General features: G+C 55.1%; 20 protein-coding genes. 9 read left to right on the top strand and 11 right to left on the bottom strand.

All coding sequences use genetic code 11. The features are described 5' to 3' along the window. Positions 1-507: 507 nt before the first annotated feature. Positions 508-1,260 carry an aldehyde dehydrogenase family protein gene (locus tag ACYQ07_RS03610; protein WP_459877482.1) on the top strand — a complete coding sequence of 251 codons (753 nt, stop codon included), beginning with the start codon at positions 508-510 and terminating at the stop codon, positions 1,258-1,260. A gap of 116 nt (positions 1,261-1,376) precedes the next feature. Then, a complete protein-coding gene (locus ACYQ07_RS03605; protein ID WP_459877479.1) occupies positions 1,377-2,768 on the top strand; it encodes an ATP-binding protein in 1,392 nt (463 codons plus the stop codon). Positions 2,769-2,783: 15 nt separating this feature from the next. Here ACYQ07_RS03605 and ACYQ07_RS03600 read toward each other — a convergent pair whose 3' ends face one another. The 6 genes from ACYQ07_RS03600 to tcuA form a co-directional block, all read right to left on the bottom strand. After that, positions 2,784-3,260 (bottom strand): DUF7970 domain-containing protein, encoded by a 477-nt coding sequence (locus ACYQ07_RS03600; protein ID WP_459877477.1) that lies wholly within the window; start codon positions 3,258-3,260, stop codon positions 2,784-2,786. Further along, positions 3,260-4,141, bottom strand: a complete 882-nt coding sequence (locus tag ACYQ07_RS03595) for a ParA family protein (protein ID WP_459877474.1) — start codon at positions 4,139-4,141, stop codon at positions 3,260-3,262. The genes ACYQ07_RS03600 and ACYQ07_RS03595 overlap by 1 nt, the downstream gene beginning before the upstream one ends. An 889-nt stretch (positions 4,142-5,030) precedes the next feature. Beyond that, on the bottom strand, positions 5,031-6,350 hold the full coding sequence (locus ACYQ07_RS03590; protein ID WP_459877471.1) for a site-specific recombinase: 1,320 nt from the start codon (positions 6,348-6,350) through the stop codon (positions 5,031-5,033). A gap of 612 nt (positions 6,351-6,962) precedes the next feature. After that, a complete protein-coding gene (locus ACYQ07_RS03585) occupies positions 6,963-7,715 on the bottom strand; it encodes an IclR family transcriptional regulator (RefSeq protein ID WP_459877468.1) in 753 nt (250 codons plus the stop codon). Positions 7,716-7,766: 51 nt separating this feature from the next. Then, positions 7,767-8,906 carry a 2-methylaconitate cis-trans isomerase PrpF family protein gene (locus tag ACYQ07_RS03580; RefSeq protein WP_459877465.1) on the bottom strand — a complete coding sequence of 380 codons (1,140 nt, stop codon included), beginning with the start codon at positions 8,904-8,906 and terminating at the stop codon, positions 7,767-7,769. Continuing rightward, entirely contained in the window at positions 8,903-10,348 is a 1,446-nt protein-coding gene (tcuA, locus tag ACYQ07_RS03575; protein WP_459877462.1) for an FAD-dependent tricarballylate dehydrogenase TcuA, read from the bottom strand. The genes ACYQ07_RS03580 and tcuA overlap by 4 nt, the downstream gene beginning before the upstream one ends. A gap of 123 nt (positions 10,349-10,471) precedes the next feature. Between tcuA and ACYQ07_RS03570 the strand changes: the two genes are divergently transcribed. Next, a complete protein-coding gene (locus ACYQ07_RS03570) occupies positions 10,472-11,581 on the top strand; it encodes a zinc-dependent alcohol dehydrogenase (protein WP_459877459.1) in 1,110 nt (369 codons plus the stop codon). Positions 11,582-12,345: 764 nt separating this feature from the next. Here the strand turns inward: ACYQ07_RS03570 and ACYQ07_RS03565 are convergent. Beyond that, positions 12,346-13,320, bottom strand: coding sequence for an aminopeptidase (locus ACYQ07_RS03565; RefSeq protein ID WP_459877457.1), 975 nt, complete (start codon positions 13,318-13,320; stop codon positions 12,346-12,348). 219 nt (positions 13,321-13,539) lie between these two features. Between ACYQ07_RS03565 and ACYQ07_RS03560 the strand changes: the two genes are divergently transcribed. Both ACYQ07_RS03560 and ACYQ07_RS03555 read left to right on the top strand, forming a co-directional pair. Next, on the top strand, positions 13,540-14,517 hold the full coding sequence (locus tag ACYQ07_RS03560; RefSeq protein WP_459877454.1) for an aminopeptidase: 978 nt from the start codon (positions 13,540-13,542) through the stop codon (positions 14,515-14,517). 481 nt (positions 14,518-14,998) lie between these two features. Next, entirely contained in the window at positions 14,999-15,124 is a 126-nt protein-coding gene (locus ACYQ07_RS03555; protein ID WP_459877451.1) for a hypothetical protein, read from the top strand. Between the two features lie 295 nt (positions 15,125-15,419). Here ACYQ07_RS03555 and ACYQ07_RS03550 read toward each other — a convergent pair whose 3' ends face one another. The 4 genes from ACYQ07_RS03550 to ACYQ07_RS03535 all read right to left on the bottom strand — a co-directional run bounded on the left by ACYQ07_RS03550 (position 15,420) and on the right by ACYQ07_RS03535 (position 20,233). Then, entirely contained in the window at positions 15,420-16,916 is a 1,497-nt protein-coding gene (locus ACYQ07_RS03550; protein WP_459877449.1) for a tripartite tricarboxylate transporter permease, read from the bottom strand. After that, positions 16,913-17,482, bottom strand: a complete 570-nt coding sequence (locus ACYQ07_RS03545; RefSeq protein ID WP_459877446.1) for a tripartite tricarboxylate transporter TctB family protein — start codon at positions 17,480-17,482, stop codon at positions 16,913-16,915. Before ACYQ07_RS03545 ends, ACYQ07_RS03550 begins: the two co-directional genes overlap by 4 nt. A gap of 50 nt (positions 17,483-17,532) precedes the next feature. After that, a complete protein-coding gene (locus ACYQ07_RS03540; protein WP_459877443.1) occupies positions 17,533-18,615 on the bottom strand; it encodes a Bug family tripartite tricarboxylate transporter substrate binding protein in 1,083 nt (360 codons plus the stop codon). Positions 18,616-18,787: 172 nt separating this feature from the next. Then, the gene (locus tag ACYQ07_RS03535) at positions 18,788-20,233 is read right to left on the bottom strand and encodes an SLC13 family permease (protein ID WP_459877440.1); all 1,446 of its coding nucleotides are present in this window, start codon (positions 20,231-20,233) and stop codon (positions 18,788-18,790) included. Positions 20,234-20,385: 152 nt separating this feature from the next. Here ACYQ07_RS03535 and ACYQ07_RS03530 point away from each other — a divergent pair, with 152 nt between their 5' ends. The 4 genes from ACYQ07_RS03530 (at position 20,386) to ACYQ07_RS03515 (ending at position 23,617) form a co-directional block, all read left to right on the top strand. Beyond that, positions 20,386-20,823, top strand: a complete 438-nt coding sequence (locus ACYQ07_RS03530) for a universal stress protein (RefSeq protein ID WP_459877437.1) — start codon at positions 20,386-20,388, stop codon at positions 20,821-20,823. Further along, on the top strand, positions 20,820-21,788 hold the full coding sequence (locus ACYQ07_RS03525; protein ID WP_459877434.1) for an NAD(P)-dependent oxidoreductase: 969 nt from the start codon (positions 20,820-20,822) through the stop codon (positions 21,786-21,788). Before ACYQ07_RS03530 ends, ACYQ07_RS03525 begins: the two co-directional genes overlap by 4 nt. A gap of 424 nt (positions 21,789-22,212) precedes the next feature. After that, positions 22,213-22,707: a redoxin domain-containing protein gene (locus ACYQ07_RS03520; protein ID WP_459877431.1), complete on the top strand. Its 495-nt coding sequence runs from the start codon at positions 22,213-22,215 to the stop codon at positions 22,705-22,707. A 112-nt stretch (positions 22,708-22,819) separates the two neighbouring features. Continuing rightward, positions 22,820-23,617, top strand: coding sequence for an SDR family oxidoreductase (locus ACYQ07_RS03515; protein WP_459877428.1), 798 nt, complete (start codon positions 22,820-22,822; stop codon positions 23,615-23,617). Positions 23,618-23,680: the final 63 nt, after the last annotated feature.

Below are 23,680 nucleotides of genomic sequence, written 5' to 3'. Positions count from 1 at the left end.
AACGTTCAGCATAGTAAAGTTACTGCCATCATCGCGTCAACACGCCTTGACTTCGGAGTTGGAAACAGCTTGTTCGAATAGTTAGTTCACCGTTACGGAACTCGCATGAGACGCTCCCTTCCGCCGAGTGGGTGGTGAACCGGAAGGGTTTACTTGCCGAGGGAGACTAGCTGATCAGCAACTAGTGTGCAGCGACGTGCTTACGTTACGGCTTGTCAGTAGCGGACGCCGATTGCCGGATTTCCTGGAACGTCGTAAAACCAGGTTACTGGCGCTCGCGCTTAAAAGTGCTCGCCGGCGAACGACGCTGGTCTCGACACCTCATTCATGCGGTCGGCGTAATCGCCGGCAGTCTCGATGAGAACGTCGGGAGATTCGATACCGTGATCGGCCCAAATTTAGTACTTCACAAAGCTGGTTAGTTAGAACGTCTGCTTGCTGAGGATGTGCACTCCAACAAGCAGACGGTCACTAGAGCTGGGCCACGCCTTCGACTGGAGTCCGGAGGTGGGATCACTCATCGACGAGGCCCACCGCGACCGCGGTCGCGGGATCGCCCGTCGCATCGACTGCGGCACCGTCTGCGTCAACGACGCGTTCGTCGCCGGCTGGTCGGACATCGACGCGCCGATGGGCGGGATGGGTGACTCCGGACTGGGGCGCCGACACGGCCCCGAGGGCTTTTTGCGGTTTCTCGCGTCCCGACGGTTGCAACGTCCAGTGTGGGGCCGCTCACGTTTCCATCCCGGATTCCGATGCGTGGGTGCACCGGGCTCTGAGCAGGTTGACGGGTGTCAAGCGGCATCCGACAGTAGCGACGATGAGCGGTCCGACAGTGTTTCTGACGGGCTTTTCCGGATTTCCGAGGTCAGCGCTACTCGCGCGGATTCTGGCCCGCGGAGATGGACCTACTACGTGTCTCGTCCAGCCGCGGTATCTCGACACGGCCCGCCAGCGAGCAGCCACGATCACCGACGACCGAGAGCGCGTCGAACGGTGACGCTTCCCACCTCCAAGCGCTTTGCCCGTCTCTCGGTGGGGCTACTGGAGCGCGTCGGCGTCGATGTCGACGCCGACACGCTGGACTACCTCGACCACCAAACGCGCTACGCATGTCCGAAAACTCGTCGTACACTGGCGGGAAGCGGCATCGCAGTTCACCGTTCAAGACGTACGCTAGCGCACTCGACCAGTCTGATCTCGACGACGATGCGGCGATGGTGTGAGAGCGCTGCAGCCCGAACTGACACACGACGGTGAGCGTCAGCAAAAGAAGATGAAACAGCGGGCCAGGTCCTCCACAATATCTGAGAATATGATATTTTGGAATTTGATTATTCAGAATATTTTTATCTCCGGCCGCACGATTGGGCGTCATGACTGCTTTCGTGAACCGTTCGCAGGAACTCGCCTGTCTTCACGAACTGTTCGAGTCGGATCGCGCCGAACTCGGCGTGGTGTACGGACGGCGACGACTCGGCAAAACCCGGCTCGTCAAGAAGGCGCTCGAAGACACCGACGACGCAGTCTTCTATCAAGCACGGCAAAAGACGGCCGAACTCCAGATCGAGCAGTTCGTCGAGGCGGCAAGCGACGCGTTTCCGGGTATCGAGGCTATCCGCCGCGACTGGGAACCGTTGCTCACCTACTTGGGCAAGCGCGATGCGACCGTCGTCCTCGACGAGTTTCCGTATTTGATCGAGCAGGATGAGAGTCTCCCATCCGTACTCCAGGCACTGTTCGACCACGAGTTCGATTCTGCGAGTCCCACGTTCGTCCTCGTGGGATCCTCGATCAGCATGATGGAGGAGGCGACGCTCCTTGGCGACAGCCCCCTATACGGACGGACATCGATGAAACTCGATATCCGTCAACTCTCGTTCGGGTCCGTCTCAGCGTTCCTCCCGGAGGATGCATCGGCAGACGAGACCGTGCGTGCGTGGAGCGTGTTCGGCGGTGTTCCGTATTACCTCGAAGAACTGGACGACGACCGCTCACTTGGAGACAACGTCCAGCATCTGATTCTCAACCGTCATGGCTCGCTCCGAAACGAGCCGGAGTACGTCCTCCGAATGGAACTGACGGAGCCGACCCGATACTTCTCGATACTGGAAGCGATCGCCGGCGGAGCGACCAGCCGCAACGAGATTGCCGGCACCACGGGTATCGAATACAACCAGCTGTCGATGTATCTCGACCGGCTCTCGCGACTTCGGCTCATCGAACGGCACGTTCCAGTCACCGAGAAGCCCGAACGATCCAAACGCAGCCAGTATCGACTCCGCGACCCGCTCTTCCGGTTCTGGTTCCGCTTTCTGTACGGGAGCACGGACCGGTACGACCAGTTCGGCGAGAACGCGTACGACCGGCTGGTCAAGCCGGAGATGGCTGATTTCATCGCGCCGGCGTTCGAGGATCTCTGTTGTCGAGCCCTGTGGACACTATACGGCGGGACTCCACTCGTCGATGTCGGGCAGTGGTGGTATCAGGACCACGAGATCGACGTCGTCGGCCTCACCGACGCGGAGACGCTCGTCGTCGGCGAGTGCAAGTATCGCTCGTCACGGACCGGTCACAACGCACTCCACTCCCTAGAGTCGCACGTGGAGGAGCTTCGTTGGTCGCCACCGAGCGGTGGACCCCGACATGTCGAATACGCGCTGTTCTCGCGGGCCAGCTTCACCGAAAGCTTGCGTGAGACCGCCGCCGAGCGCGACGACCTACGGCTCTTCGAACTTGTGGATGTCGTCGACGCGCTTCGAGAGTAGGCGTTGGCGCCGCGGTCACTCCAGCGCGTAGCCCCACTCGCGCAGCACGCCGATCACGTCGTCAGTCTGCTGGAGCCCGACGAGCAGCGCCGCCTCCCGTAAATCGGCTTTGCGGACGCTCTCACCGAGTTGCGCCTCAATCTCCGTCTTCTGCTCGCGTTGGAGTTTGAGCGTGCTCTCCTGGAGGTGGAGCTGGACGGTTTGCTCTCGCCCATCCGTAATGCTACTCCGCCGGAGGATCCACGGGATATCGGCCGTCTCGAAGCTTCCCGTCCCGGCTGTGGCGCCCGCCGGCGAGCTCTCGGTTGACGACTCTGTTGTGGATGCGGCCGTTTCGGATTCGGATGCTCCTTCGGCCGACTCGACCGAAGTGTTCGTGTTGACGGCATCCGAAGATGGTATATCATCATTTGATTCATCGGTGGGTTCTTCGCCGTCGTCCTCCTCTTCCGTGTCCCAGCCACTGACGGAGCCTTCCTTGAATCCCCCCATTAGAGGGTCACCTCCTCACGTTCCTCGACGAACCCGGGTTCCGGCGGGTTCGGTGCCTCGATCCCACCCTGTGTTTCGATGAAGCGGGCGATGCGGTCGAATTCCGCGAGCGTCTCGACCTCATAGTCGCGGCGCTTGCTCCGGTGATTGCGGACGAACTCGAAGGCACTGCACTGTTGGCGCCAGCAGCCCTCCATCATCGAGGTTCGGTCGCCGATGACCTCCGGCACCTCGAAGGGAACCCGCTTGAGGATCTCCTTCTGGTCTTTCGTGCCTTTGTAGCCGATCGGCACGGCGCCGAGCACGCCCACGTCGATGTTCAGTTGGTCGGCGAAGTTCGTTGCGAGCTCCTCAAGCCCCTCCACGGACGCCTCTCCCTTTGCGGACGGCTCGAACGGGATGAGCAGGTTCCGAGTGGCGTAAATAGCGTTATAGAGGTGGTCGGACTCGGTCGCCGGCGGGTCACAAATGAGCACGTCGTACTTCTCCGGGACGCCGTTTTCCCCGAGGACACGACGAAGCTGAGCGTAGATGTTGTACGCATCGCCGAAGTCCTCGGCACGGCTCTTTTCACGCGCGAGATGGTCTGAAAGGTCCGAGAGGGTGTTGTGTTCGGGAATGATGTCGATCCCCTCTGCTGTGCGGATGAGATCCTCAAATTCGCCAGCGGGGTTGCCGACGAGATGGCGGACGAGACTATCTGCCGACGAGTCGGTTCGATCGTCGTCAACGTCGAACAGTCGGCTGAAGTTCCCGTCCTGCGGGTCTAAGGGCACGACGAGGACATCCAGTCCAGCCCTTTCGTGTGCTTTCGCGATGTTCGCGGTGAGTGAGGTCTTGCCGACCCCACCTGCTTCACTGTAGACCGTGTATGAGAGCATGTATGACGGATCACTCCGATACCTAATCAATCTATGTCAGACACTTACCTAAGACAGCCAGATAAGTCATGTGCCTATGTTAGTTGACTAAGAAAGATATCTTAGATACATACATATATTAGGTGGCTGTGTTTGTTCGCTATGTTCCTCGGCCGAGATTGTTCTCTAAGACTGATCGGTAACAGAGGAGGATCACTCTGTTGGATCCCTGTGCTGTCGGAGTTGACACTCAAAGAACGGTGTCTATGGTACGTCGCGTGAAGTACCTCGGGGACAAGCCCCGAGGCTTCACCGTCTTGGGTCAGCACCGCACCCGCAGGTGAATTTAATTCCCCCCGACCTTCCCAGAATGGGTCGGCTGGATTAACACCCGAACACACTGCGTGTCCGTGAGGGTCGGTCGCTCCACACGACCCGTTGAAACTCCCGTCGCACCGCCAGTGGCGGATTTTGAGAGGAGCCACATTCCCATCAGACAACGGTCAGCAAAGCGATTGAGGTCTTCAATCACCTACTTTGAGGGTTGATTCTGACTGTGTCAAAAATATGGGACTATTCCAATTAAAAGTACGGATTTCGTATGGTCTTCACCCTCGGGGTCAAGCCCCGAGGCACTCGGCCTGCTCACCTGTAGAAAGTGCTCTCACGGGGAATGCTGACGTGGGTATCAGAGACCTCAAAAGGAACCACATGGAGCTCCTTGCCAGAAATCTTAGACCATAATCTAAGAAACCACACCGCCACTTGGATACCGTATTGTCCCCAAAAAGCCGTTTAAGGCCCTCTATTCCCAGATAACGTCCGCATCAGCAGAGTCTGTTCCTCGCCATCGTGGTCTTCTTCGACTCCCACTTCCTCCCGGTCAGTGCCGAACACGGTGGCCGGTCTGTCAGCTGTGTGGTTCCGACGGGCGGTCGTTAACCCGCTGATCCGTCTCTGACAACGCCTCGGTCGCCATATCGGCACGCTCGGCGGCTTCAATGTGCTGATACGCCTCTCGGACCTGTTCCTCGCTGTTGTCGAGATAGCGTGCGGCGGCCGCGTACCCAAACTGGCGGACGAGCACCTCTCCCATTCCCCGCCGGCCGCCGTGGAGTTCGAGGTAGTCGCCGTCGAGCGCCACGTCGAGTTCCTCACACCGTTCCTGAATCGCTTCGTTGTTCCACAGTCGCTTCATCACGTACCGAGCGCCGTCGGTGGTCAGCGGTTTCGGCGCCGGGAGGTCGTGTTCGGCCGCGACAAGCAGGTCAGGGCGCACCTCGCGCTCGGCGGCGATCTCCGCCTCGGTGAAGTCGGCGTCGGCGAGCTCATCTTGGACATGTTTGGACAGCGACTGTCGGTGCAAGGTCGTGAAGACGGGCCACTCCTCCGGCGGTTCGAGCAAGTTGTAATACCGGCGCAGTGGGCCAATCACGGGGTCGGGAAGTGACGCCTCCTTCCACTCGCGATTCTTCCGGAACACCGTCACGCTGCTGTCCTCGAACGAGAGGTCCGTCCACCGGACGCCGTTGCGTCCCGGCCGATCTTCTTTCGGCGCCGAGAGGAACTCCGATCCACGCAGCCCGGTGTACGCCAACACGTACACGAGTGCCTGCTCGCGACACCGTTTGTACGCCTCGAACCGGGCGGCGACCTTCTGCTGGTACGCCTCGCTGTCGGGGTCGCCGCGCTCGCCGTGGGGGACCTCGATGACGCCGAGCTCGTCGAACGCCTCGGAGACGCGTCGGTCGACGAACCGCGTGATCAGGTCTCGGTGAACGGGCTCCCACGCCTGCTGGTCGCCCGGGCGCCGGCCGTCGTTCTCCGGCAGCGGGTCTTCGGCATCCGACTCCCGAGCGTAGTGGCGCGGGAGGTAGCCCTGCGCGTTCGCCCATCCACACCATGACGCCACGTGCGCGTAGTAGGTGAGCACGGTCCCGGCAGCGTACCCCTTCGACGTGAGGTACCGAGCGTAGTCGGAGAACACCGTGGTGTCGAGGTCTGCGAACGTAACGGGCGCTTCGTCGACGACGCCCATCCACGATTCCGGCGGCGACGCGTTCGCACTGTCGACCTTCTTGCCGAGACACCACTCCTCGAACTGGTTGAGCTCGCGCTTGGCATCTTTCCGGTACGCGCCCTGGTCTCCAGAGTCGCCTTTCCCCTTGTCGGTGAGATATTTCGGGAACGTGTCGCCGATTGGCGTCTCGACCGACCGTCGACCACTCATTGTGCCTCTGAGGGGTGGGAGTTGGAGGCCGAGGACCGGTCTCTTCGCGGGGCTATTCGGCCAGTTCGCTGTGGAATGGACGCGATACGCATAGTTCTCGATCTGCCTCGTTTTGGTCCACGGGTGGGGGTCACTAAGAGTTTACCCTGTCTTACTCAACTAAGAACGAGTAATCGATGTTTGTTAATTTCTGGAGATTGGGGGATGAATTTCTTATTGGTGGCGTTCTCAGGAGGTCAATCCTAGTATGGCGATGTAATAAATCTTATATCGCTATATTAAACGTCGCTCGCGCCCTCGGGTCTATTCTACGGGTTCATACATGTGCATCAGCTAGTACTAGATTTGTATTACGTCCCTAGATATGTAATCGTCAATTTAGATAATACTTAATTTGATTTCAGTTATGACGATCTTCATCCCGCATTATGGGATGTTCTAGTTGAAAATCACTGTCAATTGGCTAGTTGAAGTTCACCTTCGGAGACTTGTGAGTGAACTATATTATATCCTCTCAGACATTGTTATTTTCAGTAATATCTTTGCGGGGTCTCAGATCATCAATATAACTCATCCCGTGATCCGGGATGTGGGTTCAGATCATTTCTCGCGTTATAAATACTCAATATTCAACTCAATTTCGTTGACCGTTCCAAGGAGAAGAGACGGGATCTCCTCTCGGAAATATTCGCCAGTTAGGCGATTTGCGGGACCGGACACGCTGATAGCCCCTAGTACTGTTCCTTCCCCACATCGGATCGGGACGCCGACTGCACGAAGTCCTGATGTCGACTCCTCATCGTTGAACGCATATCCTTGTTCTCGGATCTTCGCTAATTCCGACTCCAGCTCCTCACGTTCGGGATCACCCTTCTCAAACACGCGGTCAAGAGTCTGTTCGCGTCGCTCCATAGAAATATTTGACAATATCGCCTTTCCGGCAGCACTAACGTGTAGCGGACCTCGCTTACCGATAGCTGCATCCGTTTTTACTGCATCATTTCCGGCGTGTGTATACACGTATACTCGCTCACCATGCTCTTCAGTAATGAATTGGGCTCGCTCTGCAGTCTTTTCGCTTAATTGGCGTACCTTCCGATGTATGAGCTCATCAGCAGGCAACGCCTGGCGGCGTCGACCACCGTGAGTGAGAAACTTCAGACTCAGGGCGTACTCATTGTCTTTCACGATGACGTAACCCCGGTCATGGAGGGTCGTAAGGTGCCGGTGTGCCGTACTCGTACCGATACCAACCGATTCAGAAATTTCTTTGAGTGTTGCCGATTCTGCGTCGTGAAGATACTGAATGACGTCAAAAGTTGTGTCGACTGCCTTGACTCGTTCGTGACCTGTCGTATCTTTCATGGGCGACAGGAGGCAGCCGACTACCTTAATTCTCCCGCATTACGGGATAGACTAGTTCGGACGGTAAAAGCCCGTACCCTCCATCAATCGGCGCTGAGTTCGGTAGACAGTAACGGCATCAACCGCCTGCGCATCTCGATTCACTTCGGCGGTGGCGGCCATCGTTCCTTTTGGATGGCCGAGGGTTACCGTGTCCCCCGGATCATCAGAAACTTCATTAGGAATTGTACCGGAGATTTGCGCAGCAGCAGCAGTACAGGAAACTCCAGTTACTGCGTATACCGGATGAAGTTTCCCCATGCTCATATACCGAGCAGCAAGATCGATGTCTTCAGCTGCAACGTCACCTCCCTCTGGCGTGGTATAGTCGGTTGGCGGCGCTACAAACACGAGTTTCGGGTATCCCGGTGTTTCTGTTGATGCCTCATTTGGGTCGTCGACAAACCCGAGTTCGACCGCAACTGTGCCGCGAATCCGTTCTAGACGCTCCAGCAACTCATCATTCGAGTCGATTTCTGCTCGGCCTTCAGTTGCTGTGAGACCGAGATCTGTCGCACGGACAAAGGCGATGGGAGTAGTCACGTCAAGCACTGTCATCTCAAGCGGCTCCGGCTCACCGTCGACCTCAAGATCGATCGTTGGTCCGCCTAGAGGAAACAATGCATCCGTCATCGCCCCCGCTGGGTCGTGGAATGTCGTGTCGATCCGAGCGCCAGTTCCGGGCACACCGTGGATCTTAAAGTCGCCGACACTCGCCGCCCGTCCATCAACAAGCGGTACTGTCTGGGATATTTTTGAATCAGTGTTCGTGTTGTACAGTTCGATCGTTGTCTCCATCGCGTCCGGGCTGACCGATACCATACCTTCATCGACTGCGAACGAGCCGATTGCGCAGGTGAGATTACCGCAATTACCTCCATAGTCAATAACTGCCTCGTTGACAGCCACTTGTCCGAACGTATAATCGATATCAATTCCTTCACGGTCACTCGGTGAAACTATCATTAGCTTTGAGGTGGTCGAGGTGGCGCCACCGAGCCCGTCAATCTGTCGATCGTCTGGACTACCAAAAAGCGAAAGGATGGCATCATCTTTCCCCTCATCCGGTAATTTTGAGCGTGGAATAAACACACCCTTGCTCGTTCCCCCTCGAACGAGCGCACAGTCAATGGTCTCCTGGTCACCGATCATTCTCCATCACCTCCGTCAGCAGTGAGTGCGTCAACAGGTTCTTTCCCGACGTATTTTGCCGCCTCTTCGGCGGCAATTCGCCCGAATACGGCCCCGTTTGCTAATCCGGTTCCCCCCGGATAATTGTCGAAGAAAAGGCCACCAGTCGTGTTCCCAGCGACATACAGGCCTGAAATCCAGCGACCAATAGAGTCAAGCGCGCGGGCGCGGTCATCCGTGGCGGCACCTCCAAATCCGAAAGTAATGCCACCAGTCACGCGGTAGCCGTGATAAGGTGGTTCATCAATTGGGAGTGCCCAGTTCGATTTCTCCAACTTGAGCCCCTCAGTGGCATTCCCATCGAGTTCGTCAGGGTCGAATTCCCCAGGATCGGTAGCACTGTTGAATTCCTTGATTGTTGCTACCCCCTCCTCCGGTTCATCACATCCCAGCTTTTCGAGCAGCTCCACGAGCGAGTCGGCAGTGACCCAATCGCCCGGGCCCGTCGCACGCATGTGCTCTTTGAGTGGATCATCGATGACAATAAACGCCTCGTGGTCGGGTTCCTCGAAGATAATCCGACCAAGCTTGGCATAGGTGTGTGCCCGTGCATCCTCACCCTCGTCGAAGAAGCGTTCGCCATTATTGTTGATCAACACACCGTACTGGTACCCGTCAACACGGTTTGCACCACCCTCATACGGTGGTGCCTCACTATCGATGAGTGCCATGTGTGCACCACCCCACTGTCCAGTCGCGCGACCGCCGGCATTGAGAACCATTTCGATCCCCTCACCGGTGTTGTACCGGCTCCCACGTACTGGCATCGCGTCGTAGTCAGAGCCGTAATATCGAGTTCGCTTCTCCTCGCTGGATTCGTATCCACCGGCAGCAACGATCACCGCGTCTGCCCGGTACTCAATATCCCCGTCGTCGTTCCGAGCTTTTAAGCCGGAAACTTCTCCGTCTTCAAAGAGGATCTCACGAGCCTCTGTCCGGTACTCGAAGGTTGCTCCTTCCTCTTCGGCTGCTTCGATCAAGTCTGCGACAAGCTCCTCTCCATCGAAAAACGTTCGTGCAACAGTGTACCCTACGTTGAGAGGCTCCATGTCCCACGTAACTCCCCTTTCGGTGAGCCAGTCGATCGTTGGACCGATCTCCTCGACGATTGTTCGGGCAAGGTTGTCGTCAGCCTTGCCGTTTGTCTGCTTCATGATGTCGGTGTAAAAGTCGTCGGGCGTGTAGTCGTCAATATTGTACTCATACCCGTACGATTCCAGATCTGACTCGGAAGAGGCAACACGGAACGATTCGCTGTGTCGAGTGTGTCCCCCTCGTTTCTCTTTTGGGGATTTCTCCAATACGGTGACATCGAGTCCGTGCTCAACTGCACGATTGGCTGCGCTCAATCCGGCAATTCCACAGCCTACCACAACGACATCCTGATCAGTAACGATTTGCATCCTCAACAATCATGTGAGTGACCATCAACATAGGCGTTTCGTCACGCGGCAGATTTTCTGCTGAAATAACATGGAATAACTCTTGTCCGAGGTTATATCCATAGCGACGTTGATAGGCGATGTATGGATGCAGTGGTCATTGACGAATTTGAGTCGTTCGACGTAATTGATGCCCCCCGTCCGGATCCAAATCCGGATGAGGTTGTCGTTGAGGTGTCTCGGGTACAACTCAGTGTTACCGAGTGTCTTCTCTATCGGGGCGAAGAAGTAGCTCATTACGACGCCGCAGTCCGCCGCATGCGGGATGAGGATCCCGGCGCTCGCTTGTTTGGACACGAGTTCGTGGGAACAGTCGTCGAGAAAGGGAATGAAGTAGATGATGGTGAATTCTCAGTCGGAGACCGCGTGTACGCACCAGGAAAGATCCACTGTGGTGACTGTGCGTACTGCCGCTCTGGATATCACAATTACTGCTCAAATACCGAGGGAATCGGATACGATCGGCCAGGTGCACTTGCTGAGTACGTGGCTCTACCGGCCGAACCATTGCGGCGATTGCCTGATGGTGTCTCCGACGTTCAGGGTGCGGCGCTCCAGCCACTCGCCAGTTCCGTGCTCTGTGTTGCCGACGCGGAGATCGAACCAGGTGACGACGTACTCGTGGTCGGCGCCGGTGTCATGGGATTTCAGTGTGCACTGCTCGCGAAACGGTTTGGAGCAGATACAGTGTACGCTGCCGACGTGCGGGAACGTCCGCTAGCGCTCGCTGAGCAGTCCGGCGTCACACCGATCGACTCAACCAAAGTCGATCCAGTCTCAAAAGTCCGTGAAGAAACAGACAAATTAGGGGTGGATATTGCGTTTCCCGCTGTCGGTGGTAATCAATCACATGTGACTACAGGCGATGACCCAATAGCTCAGTCCTTCCGTGCAGTTCGTCGTGGTGGCACGATACTGCAAGTCGGTCACGTCTCAGGAGATGTCTCAATGACGCCGCGGGCCGCGCGCTCAAAGGGGATTCGCTGGGAAAATCCACGAAAGGGGGTTGCTAATATTCGTCCAGGAACGGATACTGGTAATCTGGCTGGTGAATTGGTTGCGGACGGCACGGTACCCATCGAAAAGTACGTCACTCACGAGTTTGATGGGCTCAACTCCATAGGCAAGGCGGTTGATGTCACACTGGAGAAAGACAAGTACGACGCGCTCGGCCCTGCTCAAATAAAAATCTAATCAGCACACACTCCTACCAATCTCGCTCTCGACGACGTTTTAGTGTTAAACGGGTCGTAGAGCGCAGCGAAACGAGGGGGATTCTCTTGCGCAGTCGCCAGTTGCCAACCTCGCCGTCTCACACCGGGTTAAGAGCTTCTCATGATCGAGAGTGCACGGGAAAATGTACAGAAGTAGCTCTTCTCTCTCAAAAATGCAGGGAGAGGCAATTGCTCTCCCAGTGGCCATCCAGAGCGAAGATGCCGTCCGGCTCGCCGTTGAAGTTCCGGTTGACGATGGGTTCTGATCCCTCGGAGCAGGTGGGGACCCGTTTCGACGAACAAGTCCGATCCGGTGTCAACCACGCCGCAAGCAGGCAGCTCCAGACGATATCATACATTGCGGTCGTCCCGTCACCACGGAGATATGAGATATTTGGCAGGGATCGGATTGCAGTCGATGATATTGACCTTTTCACTCAGATAGAATCAACCGGGCGTCTCCACTGCGCTACCACCGGCGCGATATGTCTTGCCGCTGCGCCGCGCTTGCTGAACACGATCCTTAACTCGGTCCGTTAAACCGACAAAACAGTGCAGAGCAGACATCCAAAAATCATGATTCGGGTTGTTGCCGAACGAGAACTGGGAGTCGATCCCGAAAGGCGGAGATCCGCCAATGGAAGTCTCGTGGCCGTATCGGCCGATCGAACAACCTGATTGTTGATGAGTGGTGCTGGGTGCGCTCGGCACTGGATCGATTGTGAAAGTGCCGGTGGCAAGCCACTACTCAAATATTTCGTCGACGAGTGTGCCATCCTTGACAACCAGCTCGCCGTCGAGTTTAACCGTTGGAGTTCGGACGACTCCGTCGAGGTGAATATCGCTTTTGAGAGTACCTCCGAGTGATTCGTTGTCTCCAACCGCAAAGTGAACGGTTCCAGCGCGTTTTTTATCCTCTGCAAGATTCCCGATGAGTTTCGCCTTCGGATTGGTTCCAATGGCGAATTCTGCTAGGTTGCCCGCATTCTCGTCGTTCTCTTCAATGATCCGGCGAAGTTCATCGGCTGACTCCCCTCCACGAACCTCAGTGACAAAACCATCTTCTAACACGAGAGTGATCGGCGCATCAACCTGTCCGATATTATCCATCGAAACATCGATCACAATCTCACCGTTCGCAGTGCCCTCTGCAGGATGGGTCGGGGATTCTCCAGGTGGTAGCGTCGCGAATCCGTAGTTCTCGTGGTAGTATCCGTCAAGCGAGAAGGCAGAGCAGCCTTCGAGGCTGAACGTGATGTCTGTTCCCTCGTTACTGGTGACGTGTGCCTCGGAGGCTGCGTCTAGAACATCTCGGACTGCCTCCGTTCGCCGTCGAAGTTCCTCGAAATTGACACTCATTCCACCTTCAACCATCATCTCCTCGGTAACGCTCCGAAGGATACCGAACCGCGTGCCTGCCTCTGCGGCTGCCAACCGAGACCGCGTGTGCGTGATTGCGTGTGTCGTGCAAGTGAATGCGACATCTGCAGACGCCATCGCCTCTGCGACTGTCTCTGGTGGCTCGTTGCCGTGGCTCTCTAAAAGCGGCATCGTTGTGATAATTGCCTCCGCACCGGCGGCGGACGCCGCCCGCGCAATGCTGCGGGCAACCCGTTCTTTCTTTGCATCCGCAATAACGAGGACCTCTTCTCCGGGTTGCACGTTGAGACAGTCCTCAACGATACCACGTGCTGCCGCTGCCATTTCGACATCTAACATGATCAATTCAATCGATCGTTGGGAATGACATAAATACACCGGTAGGTGTGATTCACACGAATTATTCTCATCTGGTCAAGGTGAGGGTATTCACGTCAGTACCAGCCAGTTACTGAACCACGAACACGCCAGCTACAACCTCGCACCGGCAACCAATTCTAAACGATCGTAGAAGACTGTTTCAGGAACGTATTTGTAGCCGGTATCCCATGTGCCCCCATGGACTCCATTCAGGAGATGAAAGGCGCGAGCATCGTGGTTGATACCTGTGCAGCTGTCCAACCTGGCGAGGACGTACTCATCGTCACTGACTGGGAGGTTTCCGATGTCGCTGAGCGCGTTGCCGCCGCAGCTAACGAACGCGACGCGAACGTAACAATGGCGATGATGGATCCACGCGAATACGACGGTAACGAGCCCGAAGACACCGTCGCAGCCGCCATGATGGAAGCAGATGTCATCATCACGCCAGTTCACCGATCGATCACTCACTCCAGCGCGACTGCAGAGGCGAAGGAGAACGGTGCCCGCGTGATCAGCATGGTGAAGTTCACTGACGAACAGCTCGTCAAAGGTGGACTCTACGCGGACTACGAGGGAATGCGTCCGCACTGTGTGGAGATGGCCCGTAAATTCACCGAAGCGAGTGAAGCACGTGTCACCTCTCCACAGGGAACCGATGTCACCGTCGACTTGGAAGGGCGAGACGGCAACGCTCACCCAGGTATCGCGGACGAACCCGGCGAATTCACGGCGCTCGTTCATATTGAAGCGAACATCGCCCCCGTCGAGGGCGGCACCGACGGAACCGTTGTTTTTGACGGTGCCATCCCCAACCTCGACATTGGTGTGTTGGAGGAACCAGTCCGGATGGAGATTGAGGACGGTGCAGTCACCTCGGTTGAGGGAGGGAAGGAGGCAAAGACGATCGAACGCGTCTGGGCCGAACACGACGATCCCGCCGTGTACAACATCGCCCAACTCGCAGTTGGAATGAATCCAGAATGCCCAGAATTCAACGGATGGTTCTCAAATGACCACGGGCGCTACGGCAACGTCCATTTCGGTATCGGAACCAGCAGTAATCTCGGGGGAACCACCCGTGCACCAGTTCACTTCGACGCGATGATGGCAGAGCCGACGCTCGAGCTCGACGGTGAAATCGTCGTCAAGGACGGCGAGTTTACGTTCTTCTAACGTTACGCGGACGACTTTCTATATTTATCGTGTCTTGGCACATAGGATAGAAGGGCGAAGTTCGAAAAAGAGGCCATTGGGATCCCGAAGTGGTGGCTCTGTTGAAATCCTTAGAGTATAACATGTTTGGCCCCCTGCGGTCAGTACACACGGGACCCACAGATCAGATGCGGTCTACATTTCACCGACTTCTGTTAGCAACGTCTTGCGAGACACAGAGGCTGTGTTCAGGAATAGACAAGAGTCGTAAGTCCGAATCTCTGGAAACGTCTCACCGCAACGAGTAGGAACTTTGAGGGTGATAAGAGGAGAGTGGAGAACGATGAATCCTACCGTCCAGGAACTTCGAAACGCGATTCGAGTGGCGACAGGGCGCTTTGAGCGGGAAGTCAAGGCGTCGTTCACGAAGGAGGAGCTACAAGCGATTTGTGAGACACTCGGAGCCGAGGTCGACGGGGCGGGGCGACCGTCAGCATCGAAAATGCGCCAACTCATCCGGGCGCACGTCGGCATCGCAGAGTCGCTGGAGGCGGCCGACGACTCCACCTTCCGGAAGTCAGATCTCCAATCGATTGCTGACGAAGTCGGAGCATCGTTCGAGCCGTAGCCGCCAGCTGCCCAATCAATCTGGCTACTGTGGTTCCCAACCTGACTCCCCAAGTGAGGTCACCTTCTCCTGACCGACACGCGCAGTGTTTCTCACACGTCCATCGGAACGCCTATCGAGTCTGGTGAAACTCTCGCCACTCAATACGCAGCTCTCATTGACCAACCGTTTTAGGTGAGAGTGTATCTGAAGAATAGGATTTCAACTGAGCCGAAGTCGTCTAACAGGTGCTCTACATCACTTCGTTATCTTCTGCTTGAAAAATTTCCCCAACTGCAATGATGGCTGTCGGCTTCTAGGAGCCACTCCGCCGTTCGGCCAGCCACGGTTTGAGGTACGGCCCGACCAGCACCGCGATGATCAGTAGGACGATTAGAAGCGAAATCGGACGGGTGACAAAAATCAGGAACGATCCATCCGATAATTGCAGCGAGCGCATAAGATTCTCCTCGGCAATTGGCCCAAGCACGACGCCAAGTACGAATGCGATAATAGAATAGTCGTGTTTCACCATCATGTATCCTAGCACACCAAGTGCGATGACGGTGACTACGTCGACCCAGTTGGTACGTAGTGAGTAGCCGCCAACTACGGATAGCACGACGATCAACGGAATAATAACGTGAGTGTCGACCTGTGTGATTCGGCCCATTCGGGTGACGAGAAACACCCCTGCAAGGATAATAAACACATTCCCAACCATCAACGCAAGGAGGAACGTGTACGTCGTCGCCAACTCCGCACCAAATAGCTCTGGTCCGGGACGAAGACCATGCATGAGCAGACCGCCAAGTAGTACAGCTGTCGATCCGCTCCCCGGAATTCCGAAGGAGATAGTCGGGATGAGCGATCCACCGATTGTTCCATTATTCGACGACTCTGCCGCGATAACGCCTTCTGGGTCACCTTTACCGAATCCACTTGGGTCGTCGCTCGCCCGCATTGCTTCTCCGTACGCGAAGAAGTTGGCGACTGTCGCACCCGCACCAGGGATAGCGCCAATGAGCATTCCCATGTATCCGGACTTGATAACCGTCACTGGGTGACGGAATGTCTCCCAGACACCCTCGGTCACGCTACCCGATAGATCGAGGGCCTTGTCCGCGATTCCCCCCTCCTTCGCGGCGAGTTTGAGCATCTCTGCGATCGCGAACATTCCGATCAATGCCGCAATGAAATCCAGACCATCATACACCGCAAGTGACCCGAACGTGTAACGAAGTTCCGGTGCATTCGGGGCAATGCCAATTGTAGTGAGCAGTAGCCCAAACGCGCCGGCAGCGATCCCTTTCACTATCGAACCCTGAACGACAACGGTGATCATCGCAATGCCGAACGCCGCCATGAGGAAGAATTCCGGTGATCCGAACAGCAACACGACCTCGATCAGGATCGGCGAGAACAGCAGCAGCGTCAGCACGGTGAAGAATCCGGCGGTAGCTGACGCAGTCGCAGACATTGCGAGGGCTTTTACAGCCTCCCCTTTCTTTGTCATCGGATAACCGTCAAGGGTAGTAGCTGCCGCGCCGCCGGTACCTGGAACATTCACCAAGATCGCAGCGATCGACCCACCGTACATCGCCCCACTGTACATGCTCACGAGAAGGACGATGGCGTTAATCGATCCCAGTGGAAGAGTTAGGGGTAATACAATGGCCATACCCATTGAGCTCCCCACACCAGGGAGGGCGCCGGCAATTACTCCGAGGAGGATTCCGACGACTACCCAACCAATTGTTGGCCACGAAAACAGTGTCACTGCCGCCTCAGTGACTGCTTGAATTGCGCTCATAATACTCCCTCCGTGAGGAATATTTCGCCTCTATCAATTCGGAGTCCCAACGCCTCATAGAACCCAAATCCGATAAGGAGTGATAGACCAGCTAATAGCAGGATTGTTCTCCAAGAGATCTTAAACCAGATCCCGTATACTAGCACGAAAATCGGGCTGGCCCACAAGATCCCAATCGTGTAGGACAATACGCCGTAGCCAGCAATCAGGCTACCAACCATGAGTGAATCGTGTATCGGTCGGTCGACAACCGATACCTGTGAATCGTCGGATTCGCTGGAGTCTTCGGAATCCTCGCCAGTGAATTCGTCGTCAACATCGATGAGATCTGCCGAATCCGAAACGATCGAGTGGAGTGGTTCGGGAAGATACGACCGGAAGATCAGTAGCACGGTTGTGAACAACACAACTCCTCCCGTGAGCCGTGGAAACGTCGCCGCTGAATCAATCCCGAAGGAATACGAATCCCAGATCATGTACGCCGACGTTATGAGCATCGTCAGAAGGACGATATGCTCCAGGTTAACCCGGTCAATGATTCTGAGATACACTCTCTGTACGTCCATAATATGTGTATTGATTATGATGTTATTAATAAAAGTGCCGACTTCGGTGTTTAGTTCGCGGCTTCGCGAACTTCCTCGAGGTCGACGTTTTCCGGGATGATATCGTAGGCGTCCTGCACCGCATTTGCGGCGAATTCGCCGTCGCCAAACTCAACGACATTCCCGGTGTCATCCGACCACTCTTGCATGTGATCGGTCGCAAGAACTTCTTCAACGACATCCGCAATCTCTTCGGTTCTTTCGGCAGGCGTACCTGGTGGTGCGTAAATACCACGAGTAAGGTTCGAGATGAAGTCAATACTCTCGTAACCGAGCTCAGTGATGTCCTCAAGTTCCGGGAACACGTCCGTTCCACCTCCTTCGTCACTTACCAAGCTGGTGACAATATCCAAATCCCCGGACTCAACGCCGGCCTCCGCCCCGGTGTCGGTCGAGATGCAGGCCGGAACTTCTCCCGAGATTGTTGCCTGGACCGCCGGACCAGTACCATCGTACCCCACATAGCGGTCCCACTGGAAGCCGTGGAGCTCCTGCATTAACAGCGCCATCACGTGGTCGACGCCACCACGTTCCTTTCCACTGAACACTTCGAGGTCACCGTCCTCATATCGATCCATGAGGTCATCGTATCCCTCGATTTCGTGTTCTGAATTCGCAACGATGACAAACGGTGTCCGTGCATACGTACAGACACCCTCCATATCGGTGAGATCGAAGTCCTGCGGGTTGACCATCTCAGACACTGGCGTAGACGGCGGATTGAATGCACACATTGTGTGGCCATCGGGATCCGAGTGGAATGCTTCTCCAGTACCCCGTAGCGACGCAGCCCCCGAGATATTCTCGATTGCGATGTTGACGTCCATCCTATCGTCCATCAACGGGACCATCTCTCGAGCGTATGTATCCGTACCACCTCCCTCGCCGAAGGGAATGATGTAACGAATGTCATCCGTAGGGAATTCGTCTTCCCCTCCTGCATCGCCGCCGTTACCGCTGCCACCTCCATTCGAATCGGGGTCATCCTCGTCGGTACAACCAGCGAATCCGGTCATACCGACTGCAGAAGCTGCACCCGTGTATTTGAGGAACTTTCGCCTATCCAGACTCTGCTTGGTGTTATCGGGTCTCATCCCACCTGAAGATGTTATTCAACCGTATTATAGGTTATGATCGTTAACAATATACTCAAGGAATATATGTTTTCATAAGGGATATAAAAATCTTATTCTATATTACTATATTTTTATTTATATGTCCAATATTCATCGTAGGTCATCGCCAATGCACCTAGAAATTTTAGCGTCACACGACGAGTGGCCAGTAGAATAACCACGAGAATGCAATGACGACTGCACCGTGGACCATAGTCACCAATCCGAATCCGAGCACCTCACGAAGAGTGAGTGGTCCTCGGTCATACGAGAGTAGCACAGAAGTGGTATTAAACGGAAAGAACGTCGTTGAACCGACGATAATGAGCACGGATAGTGCTAGGAACATTCCATCGATTCCGAGCACCACTCCGAATTCCATGATAATTGGCAAGGTAATAACGATCGCTGCTGACGCCGTTGAAAACCACAGGCGAATAGACACTGCGATTGCTAGTAACGTGCTGACAATGAGCCACGGGGCCATCGCCTCAAATGGAATCGTGTTAATGAGCACGCCGATAAGCAGATCCAGCGTTCCCGTAGCCTCCATAACCTCCAAGATTGAGAACATTGCACCGATGAGGAAGAGAATCCCCCAACTCACCTCACTGATCAATTCTCGGTCAACGATGTCGACTCCTGGCACTGCAAGGATAGCGACGGCGACAGCAGCGGGAACAATAGTCGGGATGCCCAGAAATGAGCCGACGATCCACGCGACAACCGCACCGAGCATCACCGCACCAACGATCGACTGATTTCGATTGAGCGTTCCGTTTTCACTCTCGACGGCAGCTGTCATCGAATCGTCGAGCCTTGAGGCGTCGATTGTACGGTCGCCGTCGAGCCGGTAGAGGTACATCACGCTGACAGTCGATAGCGCAAACAGGAGCAGCATTGGTGGAATCATATAAACCGCCCATTGGACCCACGTGATCGGCCGAACCGTGTCATCGATCAGTTGTGCGGTGATAATCGCCATTCCCCCTCCAGTCATCAACATCATCGAGCCGATCGGATTGATGTGACCGAGAACGATGAACGAAGCCCGGCGGAATGGACTATCTCGGTCGAGTCCATAAGCATCAGTCATCCGGTTAACTACTGGTATAAATGTCACCGCACGTGCAACTGCAGACGGCATCAACAATGCGAGTGCGACCATATGAGCTCCGAGAGAGCGAATAGTACTTCGCGGAGTGCTCTGCGTCGAAAGCATTCGACCAGCAACCACTTTACCAAGCCCCACCTTACTGATAGCTCCTCCGAGCAACAACAACAACAATAAAAAGAACACAAGTGTCTCCGCAAAACCCTGTACAGCAGCTCCAAAACTATCGACAAGATCGAGCGCGTACAGCAACACGACTGCAAGCGTGCTGGAAACGACATATGGAATCGCCTCCGTTAGCCACAAAACGAGCGTGGCTCCGAACACCCCGAGAACCAACTGCATGTCACGTTCTAGACCACTAGCTGTAGGAGAGAACACGGCAACGATTAAAACAGCTAGTGAGACCAATAGTCCGACACCTCGTGGGTTTGGGGTAGGAATGCGGCTAAAAATGGACGGGGAGCTCCGAGAGCCAATCATATCTCCGTTCACACTGGGTCAGTATAAAATATCGACGGAGCAAGCAGCAATATCCGGACAATTGAGAACCATCAACATGGTATGAGAGAATATCAAGTTCACTCAGAAGTAGCAGCACTTATAATAGCGTTCGGTACGCAGATGCGGTCACTATGACCATCATCGCTGGTGTAGAACGAATCGAGGGCGAAAGTCCTGCGGTCGTCCAAGGTGCAAAACACGCGGAAGCGTTCGACGAGGATCTTCACGTCGTGCATGTAGTGAGCCAATCAGAATTCCGGGACCTCGAACAGGATAGCTTGCGAGAGACGGGGAAAACTGTACCAGTCGACGATATCCGATCGTTCGCAAGAAAGAAAGCTGCAGACGTCGCGAGCCGAACGACGGATGACTTCGAAGCGGTTGGTCTTGTCGGCAGCGCTGCGGACGAAATCATCAAGTACGCAGATTCCCACAATGCGAGCTATATCTGTGTCGGGGGACGCCGTCGGTCGGCAGTCGGAAAGGCACTGTTTGGGAGCGTAACACAGGACGTCTTGCTGGAGTCGAACTGTCCTGTCGTGACTCATGTTCGGCCAGCCAAGAAATGAGTGAAGAACAAGTACCGACTGCCCTCGTCGACCAAGATGTCAAACCTCGCGGCGTGTTAGAACAAAGCGTTGATGGCCAGATTTCACTCGACGTGGGCTTTGAGCCGACCGAAGACGCGCTAATTCACAGACTCAAGGGTAAGGAAATTCTCTTTACTACCTCTCGAGCTCCTGTCTCTCGTAATGTAATCGAGTCGGTCGATTCGCTTCGGTTAGTTGCGAAGGTTGGCACGGGAATTGACACGATAGATCTTGATGCTGCAGCCGAGAACGGAGTGACAGTTGTATACACGCCTGGATTGAACGCACTTTCGGTCGCTGAACATGCACTAACGCTGCTCTTGAGCGTTAAGCGAAACGTATCCATTGGTCAACAGGCGCTCCATAACGGAAAGTGGCGAGACGAAGTACCAAATGCAACGCCTGTTGCGGGCACATCAGTAGGAATCATCGGGTTTGGCAATGTCGGAACTCGACTTGCCGGCCTTCTCGATGGGTTCAACGTGGATGTCTACGCGTACGACCCGTACATCCACGAGATCGACACTGAGATCACAGGAGCAACATTAACCGATCTCGAAACAACCCTCTCAACGCCCGAATCGGTCATCGTCACTGCCGAACACACCGCCGAAACAAGAGGGATGATTGACGCCGAGGCGCTAGCAATGATGGACGATAATGCAGTGCTCGTCAATACAGCACGTGGACCTATCGTTGACACGGATGCGTTGGTCGACGCGATCCGGAAAGAGAAGATCGCGGGTGCAGGTCTCGATGTATTCGAGACCGAGCCCCTACCATCTAATTCACCCCTCCATGACTTCGAGAATGTCGTTACAACGCCACACATTGCAGCATCCTCTGTCCGCGCGCGTTCAGCAATTATTGAGACACTTGTCGACTGCACGTTCACGGTCCTTGACGGTGACAGACCGCCCGAGAGGTTCGTTGCTGTCAGTTAGTGACAGAGCGGGATACGTCACGCATCTCCATTCTAACTTTGTGACGCTCAGCAAGGTCATCCAACTATTGATATCCTCCCCGTCTTGAGAGGAGAAGGTTCCCGAGGTACCGTACCGCTGGGTTAGTATATCTACATTCACAAGAATGATTTGCATGTACGTGAAACTTTAACTTTGTAGTGGTTACATGTCAAGGTGGGCCACGTCACCATCTAACAGCCAACCATCAGCGCTTACGGTACACGAAATTCCCGGCGCTCCCCTTACCCCTGGCCCAGCGGCGCACTAACGTGGTTCACAGCCACGCGCCGTGGGGGATTACTCATTCACAGGCATTTATTGAACTACTTATAGTGCCAGATAACCAAGTTTGGAAAGGTCCTGTTGTCGATAGTATTACGTCGGTGACGAGCAAGTAACTTTCATGCTCTCTGAAGGAGAGATGGCACCTGATTTCACGGTACCCCTGGCCGGTGGCGACGGATATGACGATGTCTCCGAATTTACTCTTTCAGACACGATCGGCAACGGACCCGTGGTTCTTGCGTTCGTTCCTGGTGCATTTACAGGTGGCTGTACCGAAGAAATGACCACACTTGGTCGCGAACTAGATGAGTTCGAAGCATATGGTGCCTCAGTATACGGAGTAAGCGTTGATCTTCCGTTCGCACAGAATGTTTGGATCCAAGAAGCAGGATTTGATATTCCGATGCTCTCTGACTGGAATCACGAACTGATCCACGCATACGATGTCGTGTACAACAATATGTACGGGTCGATCACGTCTGCCGAACGAAGCGTGTTTGTCATTGATGATGAAGGGATCGTGACTCACCGTTGGGTTCGAGAGAACGATAATCCTGATTTTGACGCGTTTGTTTCTGACCTACAACTCCGAGTCGAGGAGGCATGCCGATAGCAGTCTTTGTATCAGACACAATCAATGGTGCCGTGCCGCTTGGCCGTCTCATAAACTGGTCCTGCGTGCCGCGACCAGAACCATTATGATCCATCCACATAATTAATGTTACATGGAGCTTGGACTCAGCGGTCAGTCAGTATTTGTATCCGCGGCGAGTAAGGGACTCGGCCTAGGCGCAGCCACACAATTCGCAGCGGAGGGGGCAAACGTAACGATTGCTTCTCGAAGTGCTGAAAATCTTGAGAACGCCCGCCAATCAATACTGAACAAAACCAGTTGCACCGAGGATGCAGTGCTGACCGTGAAGATGGATCTGGAGAACCAAGCAGATATTGAAGAAGGCGTCAAGGAAGCTGTCGAAGCTTTCGGCGGTCTTGACGTTCTCGTTACCAATCACGGCGGGCCAAACAATGCAGCCTTCGAAGATACCTCTCTTTCGGCGTTCGATGAGGGGTATAATAATGTGCTCCGTAGCACCGTGGTCCAGTGTAAAGCAGCACTACCGGCGCTGAGAGATGGTGGCGGCGCGATTACTCACCTCGTAGCTGCATCGGCAGCAGAACCCAATCTCCACGGTACGGTTGGGAACGTGTTCCGGCCTGGAATCTACGCTCTGTCGAAGACGCTAGCCAACGAAGAAGGAGAAAATGAAGTCCGTTCAAATTGTGTCGCGCCGCGTGGTGTGCTCTCAGACCGCATTGAATCGAAGATTACTGCACGTGCCGAAAGAGAGGGATTAACGGAAGAAAGAGTCCGTGAGCTCCGTGTTGAGGAACTTCCGGTCCCCGAAATGGGAACGACAGAAGAGTTTGGGAAGGCTGTTGCGTTCGTCTCCTCGCCCGCTGCATCCTACATTACAGGGTCAGTTCTCCCAGTTGATGGGGGCTGGAGTGACCGACTGTTATAAAATCCACAACATCGTCTACTCTCCCGGCACCAGCGTCGGTGTCGGATAGTTACCCTGTTGACG

The organism is Halorubrum gandharaense, assembly GCF_054654575.1.
The sequence above is the reverse complement of the archived record's forward strand: the minus strand, read 5'-3'. Positions and strand labels throughout refer to the sequence as shown.